This window comes from Pseudomonas arcuscaelestis, from assembly GCF_016881005.1.
Taxonomy (GTDB): Bacteria; Pseudomonadota; Gammaproteobacteria; order Pseudomonadales; family Pseudomonadaceae; genus Aquipseudomonas; species Aquipseudomonas arcuscaelestis.
This window is the reverse complement of the sequence record NZ_JACOPV010000047.1, coordinates 1-1,488: the sequence shown is the minus strand read 5'-3', so window position 1 is coordinate 1,488 and position 1,488 is coordinate 1. Positions and strand designations below refer to the sequence as shown.

Sequence of the window (1,488 nt, the reverse complement as noted above, 5' to 3'; positions counted from 1 at the left end):
GTTCAGCCTGAATGATCTGGTGCTGCCGATTTTCGTCGAGGAAGAGATCGATGATTTCGTGCCGATCAAAAGCATGCCCGGTGTGATGCGCATCCCCGAGCGCAAACTGGCCAGCGAAATCGAGCGCTATGCCCGCGCCGGCATCAAGTCGGTGATGACCTTTGGCGTGTCCCACCACTTGGACGCCAGCGGCAGCGACACCTGGAAAGAACGCGGCCTGGTCTCGCGCATGTCCTCGATCATCAAGGACGCCGTGCCGGAAATGATCGTGATGTCCGACACCTGCTTTTGCGAATACACCGACCACGGCCACTGCGGCGTGATGCACGGCGCCCATGTCGACAACGATGCAACCCTGGTCAACCTCGGCAAACAAGCCGTAGCTGCCGCCCGCGCCGGCGCCGACGTGATCGCACCCTCGGCTGCCATGGACGGCCAGGTCCAAGCCATCCGCCGCGCCCTGGATGACGCCGGTTTCACCCACATCCCGATCATGGCCTACTCGACCAAATTCGCCTCGGCCCTCTACGGCCCGTTCCGCGAAGCCGGCGGCAGCGCCCTCAAGGGCGACCGCAAAAGCTACCAGATGAACCCAATGAACCGCCGCGAAGCCGTGCGCGAATCATTGCTGGACGAACAGGAAGGCGCGGACGCGCTGATGGTCAAACCGGCCGGTGCCTACCTCGACATCATCCGCGACATCCGCGAAGCCTCGCGGTTGCCGGTGGCGGCGTACCAGGTGAGCGGTGAGTACGCGATGATCAAGTTTGGCGCACAGGCGGGGGCGATTGATGAGGATCGCGTGGTGCGCGAGACGTTGGGGTCGATCAAGCGGGCGGGGGCGGATTTGATTTTTACGTACTTTGCGATGGATCTGGCGTTGGCGGGGATCTAACACCCGCTGCAATTCAAAATGTGGGAGGGGGCTTGCCCCCGATGGCGGGGGATCAGTCAGCACATCTGGTACTGACACACCGCTATCGGGAGCAAGCCCCCTCCCACATTTGGATCTCATCTCTCTTGAGATCGTGTTCTTTCTACTGAGCCTTGCAGCCACGGCCGATCAAATCATCGGTGGCCACCCAGTAAACCAGGCCTTCCTCGCCTTTTGTGTGAAACGCCAATTGGTCGTTGGCATACAGCACACCCGAGGCGGCAACGTCCTGCTTCAGGCGATAAACCTGGTCGGAACCGCCGAGGCGTACATCCACCTCGGATTTAGCTTGGTTGGCAAAGCGCCAGTTGACCTCGGCCTTGCTGTCGCAAGTCCAAGTGGTCCACTTGTCGGCAGGCTCTGCTTTGCTAGTGAACATGTTCATGCTGCTGCAACCGGCCAACAGGGCCAATGCAGCCAGGGCGAAAACGCCTTTCATTGCCAATCCTCGTAGGGCGACCCGTGGCCGCCAATTGATCAGACCCGTCAAGGGCAGCCCTGTTCCTGACCGTTGGGCGCGGCGTCGTATCTCTCCAACCGCTCATTGCCGATGC

2 protein-coding genes are annotated in these 1,488 nt (G+C 61.0%); one reads left to right on the top strand and one right to left on the bottom strand.

The features are described from left to right. Nucleotides 1-895 (top strand): porphobilinogen synthase (gene hemB, locus H8F21_RS29095; RefSeq protein WP_203585825.1); only part of this gene is annotated, 895 nt, incomplete at its 5' end. 142 nt (nt 896-1,037) lie between these two features. Here the strand turns inward: hemB and H8F21_RS29090 are convergent. Further along, nucleotides 1,038-1,373: an MliC family protein gene (locus H8F21_RS29090; RefSeq protein ID WP_159958049.1), complete on the bottom strand. Its 336-nt coding sequence runs from the start codon at nt 1,371-1,373 to the stop codon at nt 1,038-1,040. Nucleotides 1,374-1,488 lie beyond the last annotated feature (115 nt).

What these genes read in the sequence shown, in the direction of transcription:
- H8F21_RS29090 (WP_159958049.1), bottom strand. Translation starts at nt 1,373, where the DNA reads ATGAAAGGCGTTTTCGCCCTGGCTGCATTGGCCCTGTTGGCCGGTTGC.